This window comes from Streptosporangium sp. NPDC050284 (assembly GCF_044459525.1).
GTDB lineage: Bacteria > Actinomycetota > Actinomycetes > Streptosporangiales > Streptosporangiaceae > Streptosporangium.
In genome coordinates this window covers 42,340-67,589 of the sequence record NZ_JBITIZ010000013.1, presented here as the reverse complement: position 1 = coordinate 67,589, position 25,250 = coordinate 42,340, and the positions used below count along the sequence as shown (strand labels likewise).

The 25,250-nt window shown below is 66.0% G+C and carries 19 protein-coding genes; 4 read left to right on the top strand and 15 right to left on the bottom strand.

Annotated features, from left to right (window positions below; all coding sequences use genetic code 11):
* Nucleotides 1-101 precede the first annotated feature (101 nt).
* Nucleotides 102-1,430 carry an RNA-guided endonuclease InsQ/TnpB family protein gene (locus ACIBH4_RS27820; RefSeq protein WP_399173102.1) on the bottom strand — a complete coding sequence of 443 codons (1,329 nt, stop codon included), beginning with the start codon at nt 1,428-1,430 and terminating at the stop codon, nt 102-104.
* Between the two features lie 24 nt (nt 1,431-1,454).
* Here ACIBH4_RS27820 and tnpA point away from each other — a divergent pair, with 24 nt between their 5' ends.
* Nucleotides 1,455-1,883 carry an IS200/IS605 family transposase gene (tnpA, locus tag ACIBH4_RS27815; protein WP_362769871.1) on the top strand — a complete coding sequence of 143 codons (429 nt, stop codon included), beginning with the start codon at nt 1,455-1,457 and terminating at the stop codon, nt 1,881-1,883.
* 442 nt (nt 1,884-2,325) lie between these two features.
* The gene (locus ACIBH4_RS27810) at nt 2,326-3,693 is read left to right on the top strand and encodes a family 16 glycosylhydrolase (protein WP_362520814.1); all 1,368 of its coding nucleotides are present in this window, start codon (nt 2,326-2,328) and stop codon (nt 3,691-3,693) included.
* 214 nt (nt 3,694-3,907) lie between these two features.
* Here ACIBH4_RS27810 and ACIBH4_RS27805 read toward each other — a convergent pair whose 3' ends face one another.
* Together ACIBH4_RS27805 and ACIBH4_RS27800 are read right to left on the bottom strand one after the other, a co-directional pair.
* Entirely contained in the window at nt 3,908-4,669 is a 762-nt protein-coding gene (locus tag ACIBH4_RS27805; protein ID WP_362520811.1) for a Mut7-C RNAse domain-containing protein, read from the bottom strand.
* A gap of 214 nt (nt 4,670-4,883) precedes the next feature.
* On the bottom strand, nt 4,884-6,779 hold the full coding sequence (locus ACIBH4_RS27800; protein WP_362520808.1) for a ricin-type beta-trefoil lectin domain protein: 1,896 nt from the start codon (nt 6,777-6,779) through the stop codon (nt 4,884-4,886).
* Between the two features lie 953 nt (nt 6,780-7,732).
* Between ACIBH4_RS27800 and ACIBH4_RS27795 the strand changes: the two genes are divergently transcribed.
* A complete protein-coding gene (locus ACIBH4_RS27795) occupies nt 7,733-9,100 on the top strand; it encodes a PHB depolymerase family esterase (protein ID WP_362769875.1) in 1,368 nt (455 codons plus the stop codon).
* A gap of 59 nt (nt 9,101-9,159) precedes the next feature.
* A complete protein-coding gene (locus ACIBH4_RS27790) occupies nt 9,160-9,591 on the top strand; it encodes a DUF397 domain-containing protein (protein ID WP_362769869.1) in 432 nt (143 codons plus the stop codon).
* A gap of 146 nt (nt 9,592-9,737) precedes the next feature.
* Here the strand turns inward: ACIBH4_RS27790 and ACIBH4_RS27785 are convergent, their stop codons facing one another.
* From ACIBH4_RS27785 to ACIBH4_RS27730, 12 genes are all read right to left on the bottom strand, one after another.
* Nucleotides 9,738-10,424, bottom strand: a complete 687-nt coding sequence (locus ACIBH4_RS27785; protein WP_362520802.1) for a PIG-L deacetylase family protein — start codon at nt 10,422-10,424, stop codon at nt 9,738-9,740.
* Complete coding sequence (locus ACIBH4_RS27780) at nt 10,421-12,394, bottom strand: NAD-dependent epimerase/dehydratase family protein (protein ID WP_362769867.1); 1,974 nt, start codon at nt 12,392-12,394, stop codon at nt 10,421-10,423. Before ACIBH4_RS27780 ends, ACIBH4_RS27785 begins: the two co-directional genes overlap by 4 nt.
* 17 nt (nt 12,395-12,411) lie before the next feature.
* On the bottom strand, nt 12,412-13,440 hold the full coding sequence (locus ACIBH4_RS27775) for a glycosyltransferase (RefSeq protein ID WP_362520797.1): 1,029 nt from the start codon (nt 13,438-13,440) through the stop codon (nt 12,412-12,414).
* On the bottom strand, nt 13,437-14,690 hold the full coding sequence (locus ACIBH4_RS27770; protein ID WP_362520794.1) for an amidase: 1,254 nt from the start codon (nt 14,688-14,690) through the stop codon (nt 13,437-13,439). Before ACIBH4_RS27770 ends, ACIBH4_RS27775 begins: the two co-directional genes overlap by 4 nt.
* Complete coding sequence (locus ACIBH4_RS27765; RefSeq protein ID WP_362520791.1) at nt 14,687-15,262, bottom strand: ureidoglycolate lyase; 576 nt, start codon at nt 15,260-15,262, stop codon at nt 14,687-14,689. The genes ACIBH4_RS27770 and ACIBH4_RS27765 overlap by 4 nt, the downstream gene beginning before the upstream one ends.
* Entirely contained in the window at nt 15,259-16,113 is an 855-nt protein-coding gene (locus tag ACIBH4_RS27760; RefSeq protein WP_362769865.1) for a polysaccharide deacetylase family protein, read from the bottom strand. Before ACIBH4_RS27760 ends, ACIBH4_RS27765 begins: the two co-directional genes overlap by 4 nt.
* Nucleotides 16,114-16,247: 134 nt before the next feature.
* Complete coding sequence (locus ACIBH4_RS27755; protein WP_362520785.1) at nt 16,248-17,204, bottom strand: UDP-glucuronic acid decarboxylase family protein; 957 nt, start codon at nt 17,202-17,204, stop codon at nt 16,248-16,250.
* Nucleotides 17,205-17,318: 114 nt separating this feature from the next.
* Entirely contained in the window at nt 17,319-18,611 is a 1,293-nt protein-coding gene (locus ACIBH4_RS27750; RefSeq protein ID WP_362520782.1) for a glycosyltransferase 87 family protein, read from the bottom strand.
* A 189-nt stretch (nt 18,612-18,800) separates the two neighbouring features.
* Complete coding sequence (locus tag ACIBH4_RS27745) at nt 18,801-20,621, bottom strand: ABC transporter ATP-binding protein (RefSeq protein WP_362520779.1); 1,821 nt, start codon at nt 20,619-20,621, stop codon at nt 18,801-18,803.
* Nucleotides 20,614-22,467, bottom strand: a complete 1,854-nt coding sequence (locus ACIBH4_RS27740; protein ID WP_362520775.1) for an ABC transporter ATP-binding protein — start codon at nt 22,465-22,467, stop codon at nt 20,614-20,616. Before ACIBH4_RS27740 ends, ACIBH4_RS27745 begins: the two co-directional genes overlap by 8 nt.
* Before the next feature lie 222 nt (nt 22,468-22,689).
* Nucleotides 22,690-24,012, bottom strand: a complete 1,323-nt coding sequence (locus ACIBH4_RS27735) for an SDR family NAD(P)-dependent oxidoreductase (RefSeq protein WP_362769863.1) — start codon at nt 24,010-24,012, stop codon at nt 22,690-22,692.
* Nucleotides 24,012-25,160: an acyl-CoA dehydrogenase family protein gene (locus ACIBH4_RS27730; RefSeq protein WP_362520765.1), complete on the bottom strand. Its 1,149-nt coding sequence runs from the start codon at nt 25,158-25,160 to the stop codon at nt 24,012-24,014. The genes ACIBH4_RS27735 and ACIBH4_RS27730 overlap by 1 nt, the downstream gene beginning before the upstream one ends.
* Nucleotides 25,161-25,250: the final 90 nt, after the last annotated feature.

Here is a 25,250-nt window from a genome sequence, read left to right as displayed (position 1 = left end):
GGTAAATGAGCTGGGCAGGTGCGGGGGGATAAGGTGGCGATCAACAGCGATGACGGAGACGATTGAAGTGCTCTCTCGCCTGAAGGGCAGGAGATTCCCCCCTACCTTGCGGTGGCGGGCTTGACGCGGCGAGCGTGCCTGACGACTGCCCTCCCGGCAGCCGGGACGAGCGCGAGGCCCGTCCGGTACAGGTGCAAGATGTTTCGGGCGGCGTTGTGGTCGGCGTTGCCGGACCAGTCGCAGCCTTCGTTCTTGCACACGAACACGGCCTGGGACTCCCGGCTGCCCGGCGTGGTGAAGCCACACGCTGAGCAGCGGCGGGAGGTGCCGGGGGCGGGAACCTTGTACAGGGCGCCACCATGGCGGGCGGACTTGTACGTCAGCATCGTCACGGCGCGACCCCATGCCTCCTGGCTGATGGAGCGGTTCAGGCCGGACTTCTGCGCGACGTTCTTGCCCGGTTCCTCGACGGTGCCCTTGGCGGAGGTGACCATGTTCGGGATGTTCAGGTGCTCCACCACGATCACGCCGTAGGTGCGGGCGATCTCGGTGGTGGTTTGGTGCTGCCAGTCGATGGCCCGGCGCTTGGCTCTCGCGCGAAGGCTTGCGATCTGGTCATACGTTCGCTTCAGCCGGTTGGAGGGGTGCCTGCCGGGCTTGTGGAGGCTTTTGCGGTGCGCGGCCCGCTGTTGCAGCCGCAGCAGTTTGGCTTTCTCGTCGGCGTTGAGCCACTTGTCCCGGTCGGCCTTACCGTCCGAAAGCCGGGCAGGGCGGCCGTGGTTTCGATGGCTGCCGTCGGACAGGGCCAGGGGGATGTTCACTCCGGCGTCGATGCCGACGTCGGGGCCGGTGTGGGGTTGGGGTTTCGGTTCGAGGGTCTGGACGCGCAAGGCGATGTGCCAGCCGAGGGCGTCCTTGACCAGCCGCGCCCCGGTGATCCGGTTGTCGGCGCCGGCCTTCTTGCCGACCGGTAGGTCTTTGGTCCAACGGAACCGGACCCGGCCCACCTTGGGGATATTCACCATGCCCCAGCGCCGGTGCACCCGCTGGAGGTGGAGGTCTCGGCCCTGCGGAATGTCCACGCCCATCACCGTGCGCAGGCGGGCCTTGAAGGTCGGTGCGTCGGCTCGGCCGTCCCAGCGGTTCTTCCACGCCTGGAAGTAGGTCTTCAGTACCGCTTGTGCGGCCTGAGCGGGAAGGACGGCGAGCCAGTCGATGTCTTTTCTGGCCTGCCGGATCGCGGCGTCGGCCGCGGCCAGGGAACGCTTGTGCTTGGGGAGCATCGTCCACCACTCGTGCAGCAGGTTCCACATCGTGCGGGCCGCGTGCGCCTGGTCGTCGATGAGCCGGACCTGCGCGGCAGTCAGCACCAGCCGAGCGCGATGCCCGAACTGCCGGTGCTCCACACCAAGCTCCACACCGAGTCCCATGCGGGGCATCGTATCGTTTGGTTTATGTCACCGCGCTGGAATTCGAATCCTGACGTACGCACGGGCCGTCACGTCGTCCACCACCTTCATGTCCATTTGGTTTTCGTTACCAGGTACCGACACGGCGCCTTCACCGAGGCCATGCTCAACCGGTGCGAGGAGATCATGCGGGATGTATGCGCGGACTTCGAAGCGCAGCTGAAGGAGTTCAACGGCGGGGGCGATCACGTGCACCTCCTGGTGCACTACCCGCCCAAGGTGCAGCTCTCAAAGCTGGTCAACAGCCTCAAGGGCGTCTCGGCCCGACTCCTGCGCAAGGAGTACGAGGCGCACGTCCGCCGGTACCTGTGGGGCGGACGCTTGTGGTCCGGCTCCTACTTCGCCGGGTCAGTGGGCGGCGCACCGATCAGCGTCCTGCACCACTACATCGAACAGCAAAGTCGTCCGGCTTAGGGCACGCCCGGGCCTTGGAAGCCCTCCCGCGCGGGCCTTCACCCCGGTCCGAAGGCCGGAGCGCCGGCCCATATTTCGGTAGACGACTCGATCTCCGCCCTCCTGACTCCCATGCCATCCGGATGGCGATCGCCCCTGGAGGCTCGAAGGAGAGCTGACCGGCAGGGTGAGATTTTCGTCAAAGATGCTGGTGAACGGCAGTATCAGAATGGAACCGTCCAAATTTTCAAAAAACGACAGATCCTGATTTTCACTGTTACCTTCATCCCGTTCACATGATCATGGACCGCTTGCAGCAGCGGTTCGATGACATCAATGGGGGAAGAAGATGACAGGTTCACGATCGGAAAACTCGCGGCCGAGAGGCTCGCGACTCCCGAGAAGGCGCGCTGTCGCGGCGTTCACCGCGACCTGTGCCTTCGTCACGATCTGGGGAGGTGGTGTGGCCTCGGCGGCGGCGCAGAGCGTCACGATCAAGCCGTCGGCCGACACCTCCTACTCGCAGGTGGCCCAGGACGGTAACGGCAGCGCCAAGACGACGCTCGCGACCTGCCCGCAGTCCTGCGAGGGGAACTCCGCCGGAGAGCGGCAGGCGGTCGTCGCCTTCACGGTCACCGGCCTGCCCGCCGGAGCCACCAACGTGAAGGCCCGCCTGGAGCTGTACTCCTGGAACGCCTTCGCCGCGACCACGACCACCGCCCACAAGGCGAGCGGCGGCGCCTCGGGCGCCGGAACCTGGGAGACCAGGCCGACGCTCGGCTCCGCGCTGGACTCCTCCACCGCGGTCACCAAGGGCTACAACGCCTGGGACGTGTCCTCGGCCGTCACGGGCAACGGCGCGGTGACCTTCGCCGTCCGCCAGTCGACCAGGAACACCCGCACCTACTGGGCCTCAGCCGACAACTCCAACGCGGCGATCCGGCCACGCCTCGTCGTCACCTACACCGCGGGCGGCACGGCCACTCCCACGCCGACCGTGAAGCCGACCGCGACGCCGACGCCGACGGTGAAGCCGACCGCCACACCCACGACCACAGCGACCGTGAAGCCGACCGCCACGCCCACGGCGACCTCCACGAACCCGCCCGGATGGAAGCTCGTCTGGTCCGACGAGTTCGACGGCACCGCGCTCGACACCAAGAAGTGGAACCCCAAGGACAGCTCCGTGGACTACGACCGCGCCTGCATCACCAGCCGGCCGGAGAACCAGTTCGTCCGCGACGGCAACCTGACGGTGCGGGCACTCAAGGAAGACTGGAAGTGCGCCGGCACGACCCGTCACTACACGACCGCCTACCTCGACACGAAGGGCAAGGCGTCGTTCGCCTACGGTCGCTTCGAGGTGCGCGCGAAGTCGCCGAACGGGCCGACCAACTCCACGGGCCTGTGGCCCGCCTTCTGGATGAGGCCGGACGACGGGGGCAACGGCGAGATCGACGTCACCGAGCTTCCCGGCGGTTCCAAGTACTACAAGGCCGCGACCGCCGCGATCTTCCGTGACTACACGCCCACCAAGAGCGACTTCCGCTACACCTTCCCGAGCGGTTACCCGGGCGACGGCTTCCACACCTACACCACCGAGTGGGAGCCCGGGGTGATCCGCTGGTACATCGACGGCAAGGAGATCTGGCGCCGGGAGGGCAACACGCCCGCCTGGCTGAAGGAGACCTTCGGCTCCGACGCGAGCTACAAGCGCAAGTTCCACCTGCGGATCAACTTCCAGGTCGGCGGCTGGCTGGGCGACCCGGACGCCTCGACCACCTTCCCGGCCGACTTCAAGGTCGACTACGTGCGCGTCTGGCAGCGCTAGCCCTACCGTCCCCGCACCGCTCGGGTGCGGGGACGGTTGTAGTGGGGTGAGGGCCTTCGGGGCCGGTGCGGATCCGCGACATCCGCAGCGCGACCCGAAGGTCCTCATGCCGCGCCGCGACATCCCGCAGCGTGACCCGAAAGCTCTCATACAGCGCCGCGACATCCCGCTGACCGGGACCGGCGAAAACCGGGTAAGCCGTGCCCGGCCTGCCTCAGCGCGACTCCCCGCCGGCCTGCGACTCCTGGCGGGTCGTGCGCAGGGCCGACCGTACGATCTCCTCCAGATGCTCGCTGTGCGCGCCACGCCAGTAGATCTGCCCGCACTCCGAGCATCGGCCGTAGACGTCGTAGGAGCGCCTCGTCCCGGTCTCCAGCAGGCGGTCGATCTCGCTCTTGTCGACGGGCGCCAGCTCCCCGTTGCAGGCGGTGCAGCGGGTCCACGGCCGCAGCGGCGGCGCGAACCGCTCCAGCAGGTCGCGAAGCTGGTCGTTCGCCTTGGTGCCTCGTACGTAGGCGCCGAGCCAGAGCGCCCGGCGGCACAGCAGGCCGTGATCCTGGGTGAGCAGCACGCGGCGTTCCCTGTTCGCCTCGGCGACGAGGGAGGGATCGTCCATGTCGTTGTGATAGGTCGCGTCCACGCCCAGTAGCCGGAGCCGTCGCGCGAGAGTACCCAGGTGGACATCGAGCAGGAACCGGGGTGCGTGCCGGCCGGGTTCGAGCGGCACTCGCTGAGGGCGGGGCATGGCGTGAACGTGGACCACGTCACCGGCGACGGGCTGGTAGGACGTGCCGACCTCCGCGCCCTCGACGATCAGAGGCCCCACCTCGGGCAGCGGAACGCCGATCGACTCCACGACATGGCCCAGCGTCGACGTCCCGTCCGGCGTCACCCGCTGCCACTCGCGCCGCCGGCGCGCGGGCAGGAACAGCAGCAACTCGGGGGCGATACGCAGGTGGACGTCGGATTCGCTCACACCCTCAGCATGCCATCCGCCCCAGGAGCCCCGACACGCATTCAGAGGAGGCGGCCCGTGATCATGCGCGCTCCCCGGTTCGTCGAATCGATCCGCGAACAACGGGCCCGGCGGCGAGAAGGATCTCGCCGCCGGGCCTCTCACAGCCGTCCCCGCCGCGAAGGCAGGCGCGGCCAGGTCCGGATGGAGTCCAGGCACTCCACGTGCCGTTGGGTCAGCTCCTGGTCCATTTCTGGCTGCTCGTGCCGGTGCAGGACCACAGCTGCACCTTGGTTCCGTTGCCGGTCCCGAAGTTGCTCGCCTCCAGGCATTTGCCGGACTGCACGCCGGTGATGGTGCCGTCGCCGTTGATGTTCCACTGCTGGTTGGTTCCGCCGTTGCAGTCCCAGATGATCACCTGGGTGCCGTTGGCGGTGCCCTGCCCGGAGGCGTCCAGGCACTTGTTGCCGTACACCTGCAGCTGCTTACCGGAGGTGGAGGTGAAGCGCTGGTTGGTGCCGCTGCCACAGTCCCACAGCTGGAGCTGGGTGCCGTTGGTGGTGGTCGCGTTCGGGACGTCCAGGCACCGGCCGGCGTTGACGTTGCGCAACACCGACGTCGACCCGGGGTCAGGGCCAGGGCCAGGGCCGGGGCCGGGGTCGGAGGGGGGCAGCAGCGTGACGGTGTAGGAGTCGTCGATGGCGGTGTGCGGCAGGTTGACCGTCGTGCCGTTGCCGGACAGGGTCACCACGGAGTTCTGGACGGTGACCGGGGCCGTGACGGCGCCGCCGCCGTTGTGAGGGATGCGCTCGGCCACGACCCTCACCTGGTTGTTCTCCACGATGCCGCTCGTGGCGTCCAGGCGCCGCAGGTTGACGGCGATGTTGCCGGTCGTGGTGCCGCCGCCGACCAGGATCTTGGCCGTCCCCGCCGCCTTGGTGGCGAACGCGTCGTACGAGGCGCTGGGGGTGACGGACACGATCTGGCCGGTCTGCGAGCCGTAGAAGCGGTAGGCCCACCATTCGCCCTTCGGCTGGTACTGGCCCGCCGAGTTGCGGACCAGCAGGTTGCCGAGGTCGTTGTGCAGGTTTCCTCCGCCCGCCCAGTTGGCGCGCAGGCCGTCGGCGCCGGCCCGCTCCAGGCGCGCGATGTACCAGGAGCCGTCGGCGGGGTTCTGCTCGTTGGACGCCCCGTATTCGTTGATCTGGTAGGGCCGTGGGTGCGGGATGCCACGGGAGTTCAACGTGGTGTCGGCCGCCGCCACGTTGGCCACCGGGTCGCCCGGCAGGGAGTGCCAGCTGATGATGTCGGGGACCACGTTGTTGGCCTTGACGTAGTCGAGGTACTGGTTCCAGAAAGCGTGGCCGGTGGACGGCACGCACGCGCAGCTCGGTCCGACGATGAGCTGCGTCGGGAACGCGGCCCGGACGCGCTGGTAGGTGCGGCGCCACAGTTCGAGGTACTGGGAGATCGGACGGTTCCAGAACAGGGTGATGTTGGGCTCGTTCCACAGGTCCCACTGCACCGGGGCGCCGGTGGCCTGCACGTCGTTGATCAGACGGGTGAGGAAGTTGTCGTAGTCCGTCCAGTTGCCGTTGTCGCCGGGGAAGCGCGAGATCGGGTAGCCGTCGGCGCCCCACAGGTCGTGGACGAGCAGGATGAACTCCCCGCCCAGTGACCGGGTGCGCAGCAACTGGGCACGGGTGGCGTTCCACCGTCGGTCATACTTGCCCGACACCCAGCCACCCGGGCTGTCGAGCTGTGCCCCACCGGCCCGCATGTACCGGAACTTCACGTCGGTGAAGTACTGGTTGGGCGGGCCCGACGCGTTCTCGGTCATGCCGTAGATCCAGCCGGAGGCACGGTAGGTCGGAGTGCCACTGCCGGCGGAGAAGTCGACGGCGATGGACTGGTCCGCGGCCTGGGCCGGCGTGGCGGACGTCACGACGGGGCCCGCGACGAGGGCGCCGACGGCGAGAAAGGCGGCGATCGCGCGGCGGCCTCTGTGCCGCCTGCCGGGGGTGATGTCCGCCTCTGGCGTCTCAGACGCGTGAGGGCGGGGCGGATGGGCTGGGAGCGATGGCGTGAGACGCCACAGTCGGGCTCGGCGGACGATGTCGCCAACGTTCATCTTGGGCTCTCCTCACTCGTGGGTGCTGCGCGCACATGTGAGTGGAATGGCTTCGTGGGGGGTGGGGGCTCGAAAACCAGGATGTCCCTGCGTCGAATCGATTCGACCGAAGCCTAGATTTCGCTGTCAGTGATGTCAACAACGTGTGTTACAGAAGTAAACGCCTGGTTTCGAGCGCTACTGACTCCTGCCAGACGTCGGCCGGGTCCCGGTCGACCCCCAGATTCCGTGGTTGAGGCGAACCGGTTCGATGATCCGGCTCGGAATCCACGGGGTGACGCAGGCCGTCAAGGACCCTCGATGACAACCCGCCGGTGGGTGCACGGAAGAGGAGCCGGTCCGACGGTCGTCGGCAGAATGATCACGCCATACCGTGCGGCAGGAAATCAGGGCGCGAGCCGGATCCGGGATCATGCTGATCTTCGGATGACTGAAAGTTTCATCACGGAGGCCCTGCCCGGGCGCGACCGCCGCCGCGGAGGAGAACACTCCACGGCGAAGTGCACCCGGCGACCCTGCACGGTTCGACGCAAGGTTGTCCCATGGATGCACGCTCTCCAATTAGTACGACACATTTGAACGGTTCATATGAGGATGCTTGGCGCGGATACCCATGGTGCTGGGCATCGCCGCTGGTAAAGGGGTAAAACGGCTAACCATGGTCGGATTCTCGGTGTGCGAATGGCGAAATAAGCAGGTTTAAGGTCTTGACGGGCCTCATGACTCCGACCGTAATTAGAGGCGAGGCCCTGGGGGTGCGCTCCTTCCGGAACCTCTGCGCCCGATCACATGGGCGCAGTGTGGAGGCGCTTCGCGGCCCTCCGCATCGTGGCCGTCCACGTCGACATCCACAACCTCGCTTCGCCATGCGTCCTTTCATGGCGTCCCGGTGAGGAGCAGCGGGCTCAACCGGCGCGGGTCGACCGGAAACGAAAGGCGAACGAGTGAAACGCATGATCAGAGCGGTGCTGGCGGCCGTCGTCCTGTGCCTGGCCTCCGCCGGAGTCCTCGTCGGGCTACCGTCGGCGTCCGCCGCGGCCCTGACCCGGGTGACGAATTTCGGAACCAACCCGACGAACCTCAACATGTACATCTACGTGCCGGACAGGGTCGCGGCACGGCCCGCACTGCTGGTGCTGACCCACTACTGCGGCGGGTCGGCCGGTGCGATCTTCAACGGCAACGGGCACGACTACGTGACCGCGGCCGACAGGTACGGATACGTCATCGTGGTTCCGGAGGTCACTCGCAGCGAGAAATGCTTTGACGTGTCCACCCCCGCCGCGCTGCGGCGCGACGGCGGCGGCGACTCCACCGGTGTCATGGCGATGGTCGCCTGGGCGCGGCAGCGCTACAACGTGGATCCGGAACGGATCGTGGTCAGCGGGTTCTCCTCGGGGGCGATGATGACCAACGTGCTGGCCGCCCAGTATCCGGACGTGTTCGCCGCCGGTTCGGCGTTCTCCGGAGTTCCCGCGGGGTGTTTCGCGACCACGAACGGATCGCTGTGGAACAGCCAGTGTTCGGGCGGGCAAATCATCAAGACGGCGCAGCAGTGGGGTGACCAGGCCCGGTCGATGTATCCCGGATACACCGGGCGCTACCCACGGATGCAACTGTGGCACGGCAGCACGGACACGACGCTGCACTACAACAACTTCGGTGAAGAGATCAAGCAGTGGACGAACCTGCACGGGCTGAGCCAGACTCCGGCGTTCACCGACCGCCCGCAGTCGAACTGGACCCGGACCAGGTACGGCGTCACCTCGGCCCAGGCCACGGTGGAGGGGATCAGCATCAGCGGGGTCGGCCACCAGCTGCCGATGAGCGGCCAGCTCGCCTATGCCATCACCTTCCTCGGCCTCGACGGCGGCTCTTCCACACCGTCTCCCTCGCCGTCCACCTCGCCGTCCCCTTCGCCTTCGCCGTCGGATGGCACGGGTGCTCTGCGGGGTGTGGGGTCGGGGCGGTGCCTGGACGTGGCCGGTGCCTCGCAGGCCAACGGTGCCGCGGCGAACATCTGGGACTGCAGCGGGCAGTCCAACCAGCGGTGGACCTCCACCGCCGCCGGTGAGCTGCGGGTCTACGGTGGCAAGTGCCTGGACGTCAACGGCGCCGGGACCGCCGACGGCTCCGCGGTGATCATCTGGGACTGCAACGGGCAGAACAACCAGAAGTGGCGCCTGAACGCCGACGGCACCATCACCGCGGTCGGAGCGAACAAGTGCCTGGACGTCTCCGGGTACGGCACCGCCAACGGCACCAGGGTGCAGATCTGGACCTGCACCGGCGCCACCAACCAGAAGTGGACCCGAGCCTGACCGACGCGTACCCGACGCGGCAGGGATGGGGAGGCCGACGTCCCGGACCAGGGGGAACAGTGACCGACGAACACGGTTGGATCACCAGCAGCTACACCGGTAGCGGCCAGCAATGTGTCCAGATGAAGCCGATGCCGTCCGGGGTCGCCATCCGCGATTCCAAGAACCCGGAAGGACCCAGGCTCCTGTGCACCCCCGATGCCTGGAGATCCCTGGTGACCGAGGCGCGGAACGGCTCCTACGACCTGCCCTCTCACCTTCCAGAAACACCATCTCACCTGCCCAAACCGGCAGCAGCAGCCCTCGGGTTGGCCGCTGCCGAATGGCTGTCCACTCCCAACCCCGGCGATACCCACCTGTCGATCGCGTTCGTCGACGCCCACATAGCGATGCGTCTCACCTCCACGGAGGAGACGCTCGTGTTCACTCCAGGGGAGTGGAACGCGTGGTTGTCCGGAGCCAGAGACGGCGAATTCGACCATCTCTCCTGAGCTGCTCAAACTCCGTAGGCAAAGGCGAGTTCTCAGCTGAGATCCGCCGGTTATGTCCAGTGGCCGCTTGAAGTGAGGGGCCCCGTCGCGGTGGGACCCTCACCCGTCTGCGAGTGCTCACCACGAGCATCGCCGCGTGGTCCCTCCTACGCCTCCTTATTTTCATGGAGACCGGCGGGGTTTCCACCCAGATGTATAACCTCGAAAACCTCCGCGGCCCCTCTTCCCTGAGCGGATGCGCCGCGATATCGGGCAAGACCCTCGATCGCGGCGTCCCACGGTACGTGTCGCAGCTGCGACCGGTATGCGCGCATCGCATGCACCTTCGCGTCAAGTACGTCGGTGATGTCCTCCACATAGGAGTGACGTGCCATGGGGGTCCACACCTCATACCCAAGCACGAGGTCGGGTGGAGCGCATGGCGTCCCGGCCTCGGGAAAGAACCCGGAGCTCGCCATCCAGAGGGCGTCCATGGCCAGCTCGTGTACGAGCCGGTGTTCCCGGTCGGCCTCGCCGGCGTGCGGAAGGTAGACGATGTTGGGAGTGACCCGGCGGATCGCGGATGTCAGCGCCATCCGCCATCGCCGGGAGGGTGACAGGTCGCGTGAGGGTGCCCCCAGGTTGACGCACTCGAAGGCGCCCAGGCGTTCCCGCGCCACTTCGATCTCGGCCGCGTATTCCTCAGGCCCGATATCCGCGCCCAAGGTCGGCTCGCGTCCAACCACCTGAAGGAGCGAGACCTGACCTCCCGCTCCCGAGTGTTTGATGAGTGAGCCGCCGGCGCCTATCAACTCATCGTCGGGGTGTGGTGCGATGGCCAGGACCGTGGTCATCGGAGCAGCCCCGCCCAATGTGCCCACTCGGCTGTATGGGTCATGCCCTCGGCGAAACCGATGCGCGGGCGGAAGCCGAGGGAGGCGAGCCGGTCACAGTGAACCACCGCTTCGTCGGAATAAAGTCTCCTCTCCCAATCCGGCAATTCTCTGCCGTGATACCCCGTCGGCGGCGCCAAGTTCAGCATCTGCCGGTAGGCGTCGTAAAACTCACCCCACTTGACCGGCTCCGGCCCTGAAACGAGGAACCGCCGGCCGTCGACGTGCGGTGCCCGCGCGAGCGTCGTGACAGCCGCCGCCACGTCGTGAACGTGCACAGCGTTACAGAGTCCTGGCGTATCGCCGGTCGGCAGGTTCACCCGCCCCTCTACCAGCCGACGAATCGGACCGAGCGTCCAAGCCGGCGACCACGGCCCGTACACCACCGTCGGCTGGATCGAGACGACCTCCGGCTTCTTGGCGGCCGCCAGCACAAGCCGCTCGGCGGCGAGTTTCTGCTGGGCGTACTCGAGATCGTTGGCACGGGTGGGCAGCATCGGGGTGTCTTCGTTCAGGTCACGCACATCAGCTGTGTCGTAGGTCGCAACCGTACCGACATATACCAGTCGGCGGACTTTCGCGGCGGCCGCGGCGTCGAGCACGGCCTGGGTTCCCTCCACTGTCACGGACCATTGTTCCGTGGTGTCGCCGCTGCTGCCGTGCACCGTGTGGATCACTACGTCGCACCCCGTGAAAGCCTCGGTCAAGGCGGAGACATCCCGGATGTCCGTGCGTACGTGGGTCAGCTTGCGCGGATCAAGGTGGGAGAGCCGGGCCAGGCGAGCCAGATCACGGACGACGGCGACGCAGGACACGCCCTCGGCGACCAGCCGGTCCACCACATGCGCGCCGATGAAGCCGGTCGCACCCGTCACCGCTACGCGACCGGCGGGATCGGGATCGGGTCTTTGGCCGGGGCGGGCCTCCCATGGCCGGGACAGTTTTTCCGGGGAGGTGGTGCGGCACTCGTGAAGGAGGTTCACGGTGGTGACGGCGTCCTCGAAGGTGGCGTACTCGGTCGCGTCACCCTTCACGGCCCGGTGAAACTCCTCGAACTGACCGTGAAACAGGCCCTCCCATGAGTCTTTCGTGCGCGGCGACGTTGGGACCGGTCCCTGGCCGACCGCATGACCGGCCGCGTCGAGGTGGACGAAGGACGCGGAAAGGCCGGTTCCCACGGTCAATGAGCCCGCCGTGCCATGAATGACACATTCGTTGGGCAGCTCTCGCAGCCGGCTGATCTCGATTTCGGCCGTCACGGAGCCGAACCTCACGGTGGCGCGTGCCTCGCTGTCCGCCCCGCCGGCGCTGTTGTCCTCGAAACGGATGAGTTGTACGGGGCCCCCGAACCAGTGATAGAGCATGTCGAAGACATGCGGCCCGGTATCCGCCAGTACCCCTCCACCCGCCGACGGCGCGTCGAACATGAATCCGGTCAGTAATGGCCAGTCGTACGGCCGTCCCTCCCGCCAGGTCACGCGAACGACGTCACCCAGCTTGCCGGTGTCGAGCAGGTCCAGGACCCATTGGGCGGCGGGGAACAGACGACGGACATATGCCGGCACCACGGTCGCCGAACCCTGCTGCGCGGCGTAACGGATTCGCGTGCACTCGTCCGGGGTCAGCGCGAGCGGTTTCTCCACCAGTACGTGTTTTCCGGCTCGCAGCAGTTGCTCGGCCACGTCGGCATGAGTGGCGTGGGGAGTGGCGACCACGGCGGCGTCGATATACGGCAGGGCCGCCTCGACGGAGGTGAGGACCGCAACGGGGTGATCGGCGTCTCTCAACTCGCGATGGTGTTCAGCCGCCGTGACAGCGTGCGAGAGGACACGATCCACCAGCGCGGTCAGCAGAAACGGGCCGTCGTGGGTCAACCCCTGCAGATGGCAGAGCCGGGCTGCCGCGCCACAGCCCACGATGCCTATTTTCATGGGTTCTGACGGTGAAGTCACTGCCCCTCCTGTAGCTCGTATTCGGGTCTGTTCTCGTCCCGCTGTGGCTCGATGCGCCGCCCTTGCCGAAGATGGGCGGCGCGAAGCGCCTGACGATGCACGGAGTTGAGTTTCGTCGTGTGTCCGGGGACGCCGTGGTGTACTTTGACGCGGGCCGCGGTCGCGGGATAGCGAGTCCGGACCCGGTACGGGTCGGCCAGGGTGTGATAAAGGGTGCCGAGGTGATACGCGGTCAGCCACGCCACTCGATAAACGGCGGGTCCGATGCCTCGCCTGCGCGCTTTCTCCAGCACGGACCCGGCATCGTTGGCCAGTCGCCACCGCAGGGCCGGGGTTATGAACAGGCCCAGTTCCTGACCAATGCCCTCGCCGAGGCCGTAGCGGAAGCCACTGCGCAGGTCGCTGAAGCCCTGCTGCGGTGCGTGCCGGACGATCGCGTCGGGCAGGTAGGCCACCTGGATGCCCGCGAGCTGAAGCCGGAAGTCGAACTCGCGGTCTTCTTCCCAGTGGATGAGATCGGAGTAGTGATATCCGCCGATCCGGTGCACGATCTCACGGTCGTATATCAGCGGCGGCGAATAGGCATTCACATGGTCGGCGATTTGGAAGGATCGAGATTTCTCGATCCAGCGGCTGAGCCGACTTCCGGTGGAGGTGAACTGCACGCGCCCTTTGACCACGGGGTCTGTGAGCGCGCGGGTGGCGAGGGCCCGAATGGTGCCCGGCGCGAACACACAGTCGGAGTCCATGAAGAGGAGATATCGGCCGGTGGCCGCGTCGATCGCCGCGTTGTAGGCCGCGCCGAGATTTGCGTCCGGGATCTCGGTCACGACCGCTTTTCCCGGGAGCGCGCTTACGCTGTGGCGCACCTCCGGACTGGCGTCGTTGAGACAGATGACGATCTCCACGTCCTCGTCGACGCTCTCCACGCATGCGACGATGCGCGGGTCGTCGCGAACGGGGATGATCACGCTGGTGGCCGTGAGAGCATTCCGGACGGAACGGGAGTCGGCCTGCGCGCTCATGTCGTCTCCTTCAGGAGTGCGTCGGAGATCCAGGCGGCGACCCCGAGAGCGGCCGCGTCGTCGCCGTGCCCGCCGATTGTCTGGAGCCCCACCGGCATCGGCGGTTCGTCGCCGCAGTCGATCAGGCCGGCGGGCACGGTCACACAGGGCAATCCGGCCCACGACCAGAAGATGGTCATCTCCACGTCGCCCGTGTGCGACAGTCCGCGTGGCGCCGGCCCCAGCGCGGACGGACATATCCAGGCGTCCACATCGGCCGCAGCCGAGGCGATCAGAGAACGAAGATCTTCGATACGGCGGCGGGCCGCTGCCACGCGAGCCGCCGGTATGGACTGCCCGGCCCGGATCGCCGATGCCGTACGAGGGCGATATCGGTCGGCGTGCGTGCTGAACCACCGCTCGTGCACCGAGGCGAGTTCGGAGAGCAGCACCGCGTCGAAGTCTTCCAGCCACGGTCGGGGATCACCCCACGGGACGTCCCGCTCCTGGATGACGGCTCCGGCCGATCGCAGGGCCGCCACCTGGACGGCGAAGGCCCGGCGAGCGGGTTCAAGGAGCGTTCCGAGGAAGGCGCCTGCCGGGATGGCCAGTCGTGGTGGGCCGACGGGACGAGAGGCGGTGACGTCGAACAAGGCCGCCGCGGCCCACACCATGTCAGGCATGTTCGCGGTGAACAGTCCGGCCGTATCGATGCTGGGTGCCATCGGGACTCCGTCGAAGGGGACCAGGCCAGGTGTCGGCTTGTACCCGGCCACACCGCAGTAGGCGGCCGGAACGATCACGGACCGCTGCGTTTGCGATCCCAGCGCGACCGGGCACACACCGGCGGCCACGGCGGCGGCGGACCCGGCGCTGGACCCGCCCGGTGTACGGGCTCGGTCGTGGGGATTTCGCGTCGGACCGGGCTCACAGCAGGCGAACTCGTCCATGTGCGTCTTACCGAGCACCACGCCCCCGGCCATCCGGATCCGGCGCACCAGAGCCGACTCCGCGCCTGTGAGCAACGCGGGATCGACGGAACTGCCCGCGCGCGTCGGCAGGCCCGTCACGTGGAACACGTCCTTGACCGCCACGGGCACGCCCTGAAGCGGGGGCGGAGCACTCGCGCTTCGGCGGGCGACCGACGAACTCCGGCTCTCCGCGAGCACGCGGCTGCGGCGCCCAGGCTCCGGAACGAACGCGTGCAACTCGCCGTCCACCGCGTCCAGGCGGTCCAGGGCGGCGAGAACGGCGTCATGCTCGGCCCTCATAACCGAGGGCGTATCGTGACGCCGAAGCGCTGGGTGAGCGAGATCTTGCGGACGTCACCCTCGTTCAGTTCACGCGGACCACCCGCCCGTTGCAGTGCGTCCACCACTTCCTCGGAGTTGCCGATCAGCAGGGTGACCGGCTCTGACACCGCGATCGGGAAATCGTGCCAGGTCCCCAGATGGAGAAGCAGTGCGCTGGCGGCGGGGAAGCGCAGCGCGACGGTCTCGTTCAGGTCGGGCACCCCGTCGGGGTCCGCATCGTCGTTGGGCGGGGCGAGCACCATCACGTAAGGACCGCTTAGGCCGACGAAAAGCTGCGTCAGGTGCAGATGGCGCTCCAGCCAGTGCACCTCGGACGTCTGACCCGGGAGAACCTGGGCGGTGCGTAGCGCCGCTCGTCCGCGGTATCTGAACCCGATGTCACCGCCTTCGATGACACGGCCTCGGTAATACGGTATGTCGATGGCCTGCGTGACCGTGTCCGCCACCAGCTCGCCGAAGGGCGCCACGGTTCGCGCCGTGGCTTCGGTGACAGGCAGGTCGAGCAGAGTCTCGGGTGATGAGCCGGTCATACGACGTCCTCCTTCTTTATGAGCTCGCATATCTCCTCGCCCGTGACGAACCAGACCTCGTCAAGGGCGGCCAGGCGTTCCAGACAGGCACGCAGGAACCCGATGCGACTCGGCTGTCCGACCAGAAAGGGGTGCAGGCCGAGCGCCACCACGCGACCGCGGCTGGGTTCGCGGCACAATTGCCGAACGTGCTCCACCACCACATCGGCGTATTGCGCCGGTGTGTAATGCATTTTGAGGAACAGCGAGATGTCATTCGTCTCCAGGCTGTAGGGGATGGCCAGTAGCCGGTCTCCCGGTGTGTCCAGCCAGTAGGGCACGTCGTCGTCACAGAAATCCGCGGTGTATCCGAGGCCCAGTTCGGCGAGAATGCGATGGGTGTCGGCACTGACCGCGAAGCCGGGAGTGAGCCATCCGAGCACCTGTCGTCCCGTTTCCCGCCTCAGCGTGCTCAGCGCGTCGGCGATGTGCTCTTTCTCGGCCTCGGGCGTCAGGTCGTAATACCGGGTGCTGTTCTCCATGCCATGGCCGAGCACCTCCGCGCCGCGCACGACCACGGCTTCCACGACATCCGGATGGTGGCGGGACATCTCGGCGTTGAGCGCGGCGCTGAAGGGGATGCCCAGGTCGTCGAGGAGCCCGAGGACCCGCCATATTCCCACTCGGTTGCCGTACTCCCGCCACCCGGAGTTCGCGATGTCGTGTCCATGCGCGAGGTGTGGCTGAATAGCCGGCCCGGGGCGGCCGGGGAGATAGTGTTCGATATTGACGACCGGCCATACCGCTACTTTCCCACGCCTATTCCAAGAGGCCGGCGGCTTCGACGCCGGAGAACCTGAGTATCCGTTCATATGGATTTCCGATCACATCGACAAGTGTTCTCAAAGGAAAGTCCATGCGCTCTTGTTCTGGAATAACCGATCGGTGGCAGCGGATCCGGTGCTTTCGGGAAAAGTTCTCGCCGGTTCGCCCGGAGATGCTCTCTTCAGACACGCGTCTGACTGTTGGAGAACCAGTCGATGGTCTTCCTTATGCCATCTTCGAGGCGTACCCGGGGTGCCCAACCCAATATTGAGCCGGCCAGGGTGAGATCCGGACATCGCACTTGCGGGTCATCTTGCATGCGCGGTATGAATTTGATGGGAGAGGAAGAGTTCGCGAATCTCTTGATGGTCTCCGCAGTCTCCAGGACATTCATTTCGCGCCGTCCGCCGATGTTGACGGGAGAAAGGACTCGCTCTGGATGATCCAGAAGTCTCATGATGCCCTCGACGGTGTCGCTCACGTAACAGAGCGTCCGGGTCTGTTTACCGTCGCCGGCCACAGTCATGGGTTGCTGCGTGATGGCTTGATTGATAAAAGTGGGAATCATCCGACCGTCGTCACGGCGCATTCTCGGGCCGAAGGTGTTGAATATCCTCGCGATCCGGCAGTCTATTCCACGAGAATCCCGGTATGCGACCGTCAGTGCTTCGCTGAAGCGTTTCGACTCGTCATAGGACGATCGCGGTCCTATTGGGTTGACGTTGCCCCAGTACGTCTCCGGTTGTGGATGGACCAGTGGGTCTCCATAGACCTCGCTCGATGAGGTGAACAAAAATCTGGCCCCTTTCTCGTACGCGAGGTCAAGAGCCATCTGTGTGCCGACGGAACCCACGCGCAGGGTTTCCAGTGGCCATTTCATGTAGTCCATCGGGGAGGCGGGGCACGCTAGGTGAAGAACGGCGTCCACTGGTTCTTCGACCCGCAACGGGGCTGTGATGTCCTTTTCTAACAGTGTGAATCCCTCGAAAGAGCGGGAGGGCTCGAGGTTGGCCGGGCTGCCGGTCAGCATGTTGTCCACGCAGATCACCTCGTCGCCTCTGCGGAGAAAGCTTTCACACAGATGCGACCCAAGAAACCCGCTGCCACCTGTGATCACGACACGACTACGTCCAGGCATTCCTCGATCCACCTCTCGATACAGGCGATTCGTGCCTCATTGCAGAATATGTGCGGTAGAAAACCGGCTGCGGGCTGTAAAACCTGCCGTTTCCGCCCAGAGGTTCGCGAGGCTTTATCGCGCGGGCTCTTCGAGGCCCTCTTCTTTCTGCCGTTCTTTCTGTCGTGTCGACCGTTTGTGCTTGGCCTCCTCCATCACGCCGTAAGCCGTGATCGCCAGAAGAAGGACTATCGTCACGTGCGTGACCACGCTCGTTGTGATCAATGGCAGGGTCTCAAGGGTGAGTGGGTCGTACCCCGGTTGATCGGGAAGGACCCATTCGTTGACCCGCAGGGCGATGACTGTTATCGGGATGACGGCGCAGGCCCAGAGCAGCGTGCTCTTTCTGCGCCGGGCGGCATCGACCAGCAGAATCGTCGCCGGAATGCTCCACACCCAGTAGTGATGCCACGCGACAACGGACAACAGCAGGGCCGTCATCGACACGACCACTATTCCGAGATTTTCCTCACCGATTTTGTAGGCCGCGCGAATCGCGGCCGAGGCGACGATCAGGGTGAGCAGGCAGCCGACGAGCCATACCGGTCTGGACGCCGCATCGGAATGTAAGGTCCTGGCCAGCATCCCGCGAAGCGACTCGTTGGGAACCCAGCCCGCGGGCATATATCTGGCGGTGTTGAACATCTGGTGCAACCAGTAATCCGCGGAATAGCCGGGGAAGACGACCCAGGTGAACGCGACCGTTCCCACTGCGGTGCCTATCGTTGTTCCCGTGGCCCGAATCCTGCCCGTCAGCAGGTAGAAGAGGGCGAACACGCCAGGGAAGATCTTGAAGCCGGCCGCCAGGCCGATCAGAACCCCTTTGAATCTGGACGAGTCCGGCAGACAGAGGTCCACCAGCACAAGTGCCATGAGGACCAGGCTCACCTGTCCCCACTGCAGGTTCTGGTCGACGGGATTCAGCAGGAGACAGGCGACCGTGATGGGGATCGCCAGCCGCCAGACGTTGGCGACCCCTACGCGCTTGAGGCAGAGATATACGCTGAGCTGCAGCGCGGCAATGCTGATGGCGGTCCATATCAGCCCGGCGACGTCCAGGCTCAGAATTCCGAACGGGAAGAGGAAGAAGAGCGCGAACGGTGGATAGTTGAAAAGCAGCAGATCGGCGCCTTCAACGATGTCCTTCGAACCGACGACGTACGGGCTGACACCATCGAGAACCGCGTTGACAGCGGAACGGTACACCTTCATGTCGAGCATCCACGACCCGGGATGGTGATAGTACTGCTGCGTCGCCCACATTACGACCGCCAGTGCCGCGGGGACGAGAATCCACACGGTCGCCATCGCGATCAGCCGCTTGCTCGTCGTTCTCTCTGTCGAGGTTTCCTGAAATGCAGCGTTCATCGTGTTCCTTTTCGGACGCGATCGGTTCCCGCCGCTCTTCATCTGCCAGGCGAAACCGGTTGTGTGTATAAGGTAGCAAACTTAATTGAAGGCGTCACTACCATGACGTGTTCAATTGTATTTGCGATAGCGCCGACCATGCTTGACTCTATTATTCGCTTTCTCCTGTTGAGTCGAGTGTTCAATCGATCAGCGATAATTGACCTCCTGTAGTTGGTACAGCTCCGCGTAGAGGCCTCTGGCGGCGATCAGTTCCTCATGGCTCCCCGCCTCGGTGATACGTCCTCGCTCCAGGACGATGATCAGGTCGGCCATGCGAACCGTGGAGAAGCGATGGGAAACCAGTACGGTGATCGTCCCGGCGTCCGCCGCCGAGCGCCGGGCGGCGCGTGTCCACTGTTCGAAGAGCGTGTGCTCGGTTTCGGCATCCAGGGCGGCGGTGGGTTCGTCCAATATCAACAGCAGTGGTCGGCGACGCATCATCGCCCGGCCGATGGCCAGCTTCTGCCATTCACCGCCGGACAGATCCACTCCGTTGGGCCAGTTGGTGCCGAGCTGTGTGTTCAACTTCGAGGGCAGCCTGGCCGGAAGGTCCGAGGCACCCGCCCGCTCAAGCGCGGCCCGTACCGCTTCCCGATCTCCCTTCAGACTCAGGTCGCCGATGCCCACGGCCTCGTGGAGCAGGAGTTCGAATCGCGCGTGATCCTGGAAGGCGGCCGCGATCTGGAGCCGCCAGTGCTCAAGTTCGAGCTGTGACAGTTCGGCGCCGTCGATGAGGATGCGACCGCCCGTCGGTCGGCACATTCCGGTGAGAAGTTTGACGAACGTGCTCTTCCCGGCGCCGTTGTCCCCGACGATCGCGACGGTCTTTCCCGCGGGAAGGAGAATGTCGAGATTGTGCAGGACATCACGATCGCCCTGCTCCGTATAGCGGTAGGAGACACCGTCGAGCCGGATCCCCGCGCGCAGCCGGTCCGGCACGGAGAGCGGGGCGGCCGGGGTTCGCCGGTCGTCCCGCGCCACGTCCAGGAGATAGACGTAACGACTCGCGGAAGTAAGCGTGCGAAGGGCCCATTGCACCACTTCGGTGGTGCCGACGACCAGGCCGAGGATCTGGCCGGCCAGAATCGCGGTCACCAGCACGTCGCCGACACTCGCCGTGCCGCTGACCGCACGTGTCGCCATCATCGCGATGGCGCCCGCGTAGCCGAGCACGAAGACCAAGCGCGCGGCAAGGCTGATCGCCTGGCCGTACATGAGATGCCTGAGTTCGATGACTCGCCTCTCGCGGTACGCGGAGCGGAAGCGTCCGACGAACTCGTCCTGTAGGCGGGATACCCGGATCTCCTTGGCGGGGCCCGGCTTCATCACCATTTCGTACAGGTCTCTCGACTGCCGGTTCAGATCGGCGGCGGCCTCCACGCCCCGTTCGTAGAGACGGTTGACGCGGCCGCCAAGCGCCAGACTCGGCACGCCGAACAGCGGCACGAGGAGCAGGATCGGGTCGACCGACGCCAGTAGCGCGGCCGTCATCGCGATGCGCATGCCGATGTTGACGATGTTGAGTATCGCCGGGATCGTCTCCCCGAACTCCCAGGACTCTGAATCCAGGAGCTCCAGCTGAGTGAGATGCTGCGGGTTCTCGTGGATCTCGAGCGTGGGTGATCTTCCAACGACATCGAGAAGGCGACACTCCATGACGTGGTGCGCCTTCTCGTTCAGAGTCTGCCGCGTCCGCGCACCGGAGTAGTCGAGGGCCGCACTGCCCACGATCGCCAACGCCAAGCCCAGGGCGGGCCATGTGGCGGCCCACCTTTCCCCTTCGCCGACACCGTCGATGACCAGCTTCAGCCACAGGGCGAACGATGACACCAGGAGTGCCTGCGTCACGCTCACGCCCAGGGCGGCGATGGTCCGTACACGGTCGGTTTCCCAGGCGACCCTGAGGATGACCTTCGTCGCACGCACCCGGTCGGGGCGGAACGGGCGGAAGTGCACCTTGTCAGCCACCGAAGGAACCTCCCGCGGGGGTGCCCTTGGACGTGTAGCGAGCGGCCTGCCGGGCGAAGAGGCGCGCGTAGGTGCCGTCGAGTCTCATGAGTTCGTCGTGGGTGCCGTCCTCGACGAGCCGTCCCGCCTGCAGCACGACGATGCGATCGGCACGGCGTACCGCCGAGAAACGGTGGCTGATGATAACCGTGGTCAGCCCGCGGGTGAGGTCGAGGAACCGGTTGTACAGATCCGCCTCGGCGCGGACGTCGAGGTGCGCCGTGGGCTCGTCCATGACGATCAACTGGGCGCCGTTGTCCACCGCCAGCATGGCGCGGGCGAGAGCCAGCCGTTGCCACTGTCCGCCGGAGATGTCGACGCCGTCGGTGTAGCGACGAGAAAGCAGGGTGTCGAGGCCGAAGGGCATGTCGTCGATGATCTCGTCTGCGCCGGCCAGGCGAGCGGCGGCGCGGACGCGAGAATCGAAATCGTCCGCTCCGAGGCTCCGTAGCCGCTCGATCGCGCCGAAACCGATGTTCTCGCGAACGGGCATCGGATAGTGAACGAAGTCCTGGAAGACCACCGCGATACGTTTACGCCACTCGGTCGGATCGACGTCGTTCAGGTCGGTATCGCTTACCCTGATGACGCCCTTCTGAGGCCGGGCGAGCCTGGTGAGCAGTTTTATCAGGGTGGTCTTCCCCGCACCGTTGAGTCCTACGATGGCCAATGACTGGCCGGCTGGGATAGTGAGGTCGAAACCTTCGAGAACAGAGTGCTGTTGTCCTGGGTACGCGAAGTGCACGTTCTCAAAGCGAATGTCTCCCGTCGCGGAGGGAAGAATCGCGCGACGGCTTTCCAACGCGTCTCTCTCGCGACCTGCTACTTCCCGCTCCAGGGTGAGGACGTCGGGGATGGGGACGGCGCCGTTCTCGATCCAGATGTCGCCGTGCTGGCTGGCGAGCGCGGCCATCCCGATCAATCCCTGCAGCACCACGACCATGGAGTCCGCGCCGATGCCGGGTACGCCCTCCGCTGCGGGGACCAGAGAGAACAGGATGACCACGTGGCTCGCCAGCAACACGAGCGCGAGGAGGGCCAGCCGAGGTTGCCCGATACGGCGTGCCTTCAGGAGCTCGGCCATGACGGAGGCCCACTCCTTGCCGAACCGATCCGCCAGCCAGCCGGACAGGCCGTAGATTCGCAGCTCTTTCGCCCACTCCGGCATGAGGGAGATGTTCTTGAAGTAGGCGGAGCGCCGCAGCGGATCGGTCCAGAAGGGATTGGCCCGGTAGTAGCTGGCCCTGATGCCCCATCCGGCGATGATCCACAGTACGGCGAGAAGCACGCCGGCGAGCGGCCAATACCAGGCGACCAGCAGCGCGGAGGTCAGACCGCCCGCCTGTTTCGTCCACTTCGCGCTGATGCCGCTGACCAGCTCTCCCGGTCCGAAGCGTGCCGCCCGTGCGGCACGGTCCCGTTGGGCGGCCATGAGCGGGTCGTCGAACAGGTCCAGCTGGGACAGTGAGGTCGAGGCGCGTATCACCCGGGCGAGGAGGTGCTCGTCGAAGCGGCGATAGAGATCGGCGACCAGGAGCTCCTGCGCGCCGGCACACACTTCCTGGAGCAGCAGGCAAACGCCCATCCAGATGACGACGACCGTCACACGGCCGGGATCTGCCGCGGCGCCGTCCGACAGCGTGCTCACGAGCCGCCCCACCAGAACCGCGAAGACGCCGGGCAGCGCGCCGGCGATCACCACCAGGCCGACCAGGGCGCCGAATCGCCCGGGGAAAGCCCTGGCGAGCACCACGAGGGAGGTGCGGCGTGCCGCCCCGTGCCGCGCCGCGCGGCGTACGAGGGACACGCACCGTCGAATCACCCCCCCTCCGAGATGAATTCGACGAGTGTTCTCGTCGTCGGCTCTCATGTCTTCCTTCCCCGTGGCGATCGTGGCCTCGCTGTTTTCGTCGGGGCGTGCGATCTCCATTGCGTGCGGTCCGGTGGTACCGGGATCGGATGCCGTCCGCCTGATGTCTCTTTCATCCAACGCCGTAGTGGCTTTCCCGGGTCCAATGAAATACGGTGCTCACTCCATTCGCTCGGTTACGGGGCCTCCGGGAGCGGACGAACGTATGCGGCTTCCTCTCACCCGCACAATCCGAATAGGGGCGATCCGGGCGATGACTCGCGCGCTGCGCATCATCGCCGGGTCATAGTCGTGCCCTCTGTACTTCCGGCTCAATCGGTCGATGTGGTTTCGTGCGGCCGGCTCATGGTCGAAACCGACGACCCGGCCGCGAATCTCCGCGAAGTGGTGGGGGTCGTCTCGGTCGATCAGGGTGACGGTCACTTTGGGATTTATCCTCATGTTGAGGTACTTCTGGCGATGTATCTCGCTGTTCACGAGCAAATGCCGGCCGTCGTAATCGATCCAGACCACGTGCGTCTGTGGCTGATCGTCGGGCATCAAGGTGGTGAGGACGGCGAGGTTCTCATCCGACAGCAGGGCTGTGATCTCCTCGTCGCCAAGGTCGTGAGACATCGGCTCGTCGCCCCCGCGGTCTGCCGCGGAAGTGAAGAGCCGGGCATAGCGATCGAATCGGTGCTCGCCGAGAAGGGCGATCGTGGTGTCCGCGTCGACGCCCACCGGCAGCCGGAACGGGGGGCGTGGTGCCGTGATCAACCGATGCACGGCATCGGCGGTCATCCGCGGAGAAGGGACGTAGTCCGGGGGTTCGAGGGCCGCGAGGGCATCACGCATGGTCAGGGCATGCGAGTCGTAGGGATCACCGCAGCGGTCCCAGTCGGCGGCGTCCCGCCCGTTGAGAGAGAGCCGGCTGGGGAAGCGGCCTGGCTCGACCAGGCTGACGGTCACCCTGAAGGGTGACATCTCCAGGTAAAGCGCTTCGGCAAGTCCCTCCAGCGCGAACTTGCTCGCGCAGTAGGCACCGAGCAGAGGTCGAGCGGCCCTGCCCACGATGGAGGAGACGATGATGACATGCCCTCGTCGACGCGTCCGCATCGCGGGCAGGGCGGCCCTGACGACGCGGTGGGTTCCCACCACGTTGGTCTCCAGCTGCCAGGCGAGCTCATCCGCGCTCACGGCCTCCAGCGGACCACGAAGCTCCACCCCGGCGTTGGCCACGACGACGTCCACACCGCCGGCGAGATCGTCGATGGCCGCGTAGGCGGCTGCCACGGAGGAGTCGCTGCCCATGTCGAGCGACAGCACATGAACGAGTTCGTCGTCGCAGAAGAGATCTCCGGCCGCGGACACGTCCCGCATCGCGGCGAAGACCGTCATCCCCTGGGCGGCGAGATACTCCGCCGTCGCCCGCCCGAGTCCACTTGAGCAGCCGGTCACCAGCACGCGCACGGGGGGTTGTCCCGCCTCGTGGTCGCGGGGCATCAGAAAACCTCGCCGTGGGGTGGGAGTCCCATGAGGACCCGGCCCGACAGCGCGTAGTTCGGCTCTTGCAGCAATGTGTGCTGAGCGATGGCCGTCAGGTCGCGAAGCCGCCGCTGCAGGGGGTGGTGATCGAAGATCACGCTTCCGCCGCACGCGTCGAAGAGGGCCTGTATGGCCGAGCGGCAGGTCACCCCCGTGTGTACGATCATCAATCGGAATCGCGCCCGGAGGTCCAGGTCTGGTGGTTCACCCCGGAGCAGCCCCTCCCACAGCTCGCCGATCACGGCCTCCGCGTAGGACCGGGCAGCGGCCACCGCGGCTTCCGCCTTACCCAGTGCCAGCTGCACGTGCGTCGACTCCTTGCGCGCCGCGCCGGTGAGCGGGTCCCGGCGGTCGGCGATCCACTCCATGAATTCCCCCAGGGCCCCACGTGCCGCGCCCAGCGCGGCACCTGGCACGTTCGCCCGGTACATCAACGGGAACCGGTACAGCGGCTCGTCGCGTCGCGCCCCGGCGAGAAAACTGAAGGTGGTCTCGCTGGTCACGTAGTGGTCCCGGGTGCTGTAGTCGAAGCTTCCACTGGCGCGGAGGCCGATCGTGTGCCACGTGTCGTGAAGTTCGCAGGCGATCCGGGGGAGCATCGCCACGATCCACCGGCCGTCGGCCGGGTCGTCGCCGTTGTCGCTCTGCACACGGCAACCGCTGGCGATCCAGGTACTGTGATATGACGCGCTGCCGAAAGGCCAGCGGCCGGAGACAAGGTAACCGCCCTCGACAGGCCGGGCGACACCTGCGGGCTCGACGAAACCGGCGGTCACGACATTCGGATCCGCTCCGTACAGTCGTTTCGCCACCGAGGGATCCAGAAAAGAACAGTAGAAGCCGCCGTCGGAGCCGACCATGGCGTACCACCCCACGGACGCGTCCACTTCGGCGAGCCTTTCCACGGCACGTAACTGCAGCAGCGGGTCGGCTTCCCAGCCGCCCAGGTCCGCGGGTACGGCCATGCGAAAGACACCACTGCGCCGCAGACATTCCACGGCCGCGTCGGAAAGACAGCGCTGATCCCCCTCCTCTGCCATCAGGCGCTTCAAGGCGGGAATCTCACGATCGATGGCCGCGAGCAGGGGGTGAGACATCTCTCGCATCAGGTCGGCTCCTCGGGACAGGCCTTCAGGAATACCTGCCGGCATCGCGTCCTCGCCGGGGACGAACGGAAGTACTCCGCAGGACGATCT

Coding starts and splice junctions, on each gene's coding strand:
- ACIBH4_RS27795 (WP_362769875.1), top strand. CDS start 7,733: ATGATCAGAGCGGTGCTGGCGGCCGTCGTCCTGTGCCTGGCCTCCGCC.
- ACIBH4_RS27730 (WP_362520765.1), bottom strand. CDS start 25,160: ATGCGAGAGATGTCTCACCCCCTGCTCGCGGCCATCGATCGTGAGATT.
- ACIBH4_RS27785 (WP_362520802.1), bottom strand. CDS start 10,424: ATGACCACGGTCCTGGCCATCGCACCACACCCCGACGATGAGTTGATA.
- ACIBH4_RS27770 (WP_362520794.1), bottom strand. CDS start 14,690: ATGAGGGCCGAGCATGACGCCGTTCTCGCCGCCCTGGACCGCCTGGAC.
- ACIBH4_RS27820 (WP_399173102.1), bottom strand. CDS start 1,430: ATGGGACTCGGTGTGGAGCTTGGTGTGGAGCACCGGCAGTTCGGGCAT.
- ACIBH4_RS27775 (WP_362520797.1), bottom strand. CDS start 13,440: ATGAGCGCGCAGGCCGACTCCCGTTCCGTCCGGAATGCTCTCACGGCC.
- ACIBH4_RS27800 (WP_362520808.1), bottom strand. CDS start 6,779: ATGAACGTTGGCGACATCGTCCGCCGAGCCCGACTGTGGCGTCTCACG.
- ACIBH4_RS27755 (WP_362520785.1), bottom strand. CDS start 17,204: ATGCCTGGACGTAGTCGTGTCGTGATCACAGGTGGCAGCGGGTTTCTT.
- ACIBH4_RS27750 (WP_362520782.1), bottom strand. CDS start 18,611: ATGAACGCTGCATTTCAGGAAACCTCGACAGAGAGAACGACGAGCAAG.
- ACIBH4_RS27780 (WP_362769867.1), bottom strand. CDS start 12,394: ATGAAAATAGGCATCGTGGGCTGTGGCGCGGCAGCCCGGCTCTGCCAT.
- ACIBH4_RS27735 (WP_362769863.1), bottom strand. CDS start 24,012: ATGCCCCGCGACCACGAGGCGGGACAACCCCCCGTGCGCGTGCTGGTG.
- ACIBH4_RS27765 (WP_362520791.1), bottom strand. CDS start 15,262: ATGACCGGCTCATCACCCGAGACTCTGCTCGACCTGCCTGTCACCGAA.
- ACIBH4_RS27760 (WP_362769865.1), bottom strand. CDS start 16,113: ATGAACGGATACTCAGGTTCTCCGGCGTCGAAGCCGCCGGCCTCTTGG.
- tnpA (WP_362769871.1), top strand. CDS start 1,455: ATGTCACCGCGCTGGAATTCGAATCCTGACGTACGCACGGGCCGTCAC.